We start from the raw sequence: 1508 nt of genomic DNA on the forward strand, positions 1-1508 counted from the left end.
CCGTGCCCGTGCCCGTGCCCGTGCCCGTGCCCGACGATGATCTCAGCACCGCCCAGGGGTCCCCCGGGGGGACCTTCCATACTGCTGGTCAGCGGCGCTTCCGGCGCGCCGGGCCGGCCGATCACGGGGCGCCGGCGCCCGAGGCACGTACGCGGAGACGCCGCCCCGCCGCCCCGCCGGACGTCAGGCGACGACGCCAGCGATCAACTCGGCCGCTCGTGCGACGAGTTGGTCGTCGGGCTCGGCGTCCTGGTCGGGCTTGGTGGTGAGCACGGAGAGGACGACGGGGTCCCCGCCCGGCGCGGTCCAGGCGATGCCGACGTCGTTGGCGGTGCCGTACGAGCCGGTGCCGGTCTTGTCGGCGAGGACCCAGCCGTCGGGCAGCCCGGCGCGGAACCGCTTCCCGCTCGTGGTGTTCGCGAACATCCAGCCCGACAGACGGACCCGGTCCTCGGGGTCGAGCACGTCGCCGAGGACGAGCCGCGCGTACGTGGCGCCGATCGCGTGCGGCGAGGTGGTGTCGGTGGAGCGGCCCGGCTCGGCCGAGTTCAGCTCGGGCTCGATGCGGTCGAGCCGGGTCACCCGGTCCCCGGCCGAACGCGCGAACCGAGTCACGGCCGCGGGACCGCCGAGCTCGTGCAACAGCAGGTTGGCGGCGGTGTTGTCGCTGTAGGAGATCGCGGCGCCGCACAGCTCGGCCACGGTCATGCCGTGGGCGAGGTTGTCGGCCTTGCCGGTGACGGGCGCGCCGCCGGCCCGGTCGACGTCGGCCTGCGTGTAGCGGATGCGGCGGTCCAGGAACCTGCCGTCGCGGTCGAGGTCGCGCAGCACCGCGGCGACCGCGAGCGTCTTGAAGGCGGAGCACATCGGGAAGCGTTCGTCGGCGCGGTGGGCGGCCACGGCGCCGGTGCGGATGTTCTGCGCGAACACCCCGAGGCGGGCACCGTGCCGGCGTTCCAGCGCCGCGAAGCGCCGGGCGGTGCCGTCGGCGGCGCGGCTCGTGCCGCCGACGGTCACCGTCGTGAGCGCGGCGACGCCGAAGGCGGTACCGGTGGTGAGCAGGGTGCGGCGACTGAGGTGCAAGGTGAATCCGTCCTGTCCCGTTACGGCCGTTTCGTATGTCTGCTTCGTGCCTCTACGTATACGTGGCCGGGGGCGGCCGGGGAAACAGCGTCGATGTCAGTGCCGGGTGTGAGACTCGGCCATGTGACCGATCGCTGGGCGCTGGCCCCCACCGAATCCGGCGGCGCCGACCTCGTGCCGCTCGGGCCCGACGGGCTGCCCGCCGGGCCGGTCGTGCGGGAGAAGGACCTGGTGGACGCCGTCCGCGCCCGGCCCGACGTGGTCCGCTGGGTCTGGCGCGAGACGCACGCGGTGTACCCGCGGCTGCTCGCCGCCGGGGTCCGCGTCGAGCGGTGCTACGACATCGAGGCGGCCGAAAACCTCCTCCTCGCGCACGAGGGGCGGCACGGCGAACCCCGCTCGGCCGCAGCCGCCCTCGCCAGACT

Annotated in this window: 1 protein-coding gene and 1 pseudogene; one reads left to right on the plus strand and one right to left on the minus strand. The window is 74.6% G+C overall.

What is annotated here, in order from left to right; translation table 11 throughout:
* Positions 1 to 183: 183 nt before the first annotated feature.
* Positions 184 to 1083, minus strand: a complete 900-nt coding sequence (gene bla, locus G3I40_RS17495) for a class A beta-lactamase (protein ID WP_164303084.1) — start codon at positions 1081 to 1083, stop codon at positions 184 to 186.
* Positions 1084 to 1206: 123 nt separating this feature from the next.
* Here bla and G3I40_RS17500 point away from each other — a divergent pair.
* Positions 1207 to 1508 (plus strand): annotated as a pseudogene (locus tag G3I40_RS17500) (bifunctional 3'-5' exonuclease/DNA polymerase); the annotation flags it as partial.

The organism is Streptomyces sp. SID14478, assembly GCF_010548525.1.
Classification (GTDB): domain Bacteria; phylum Actinomycetota; class Actinomycetes; order Streptomycetales; family Streptomycetaceae; genus Streptomyces.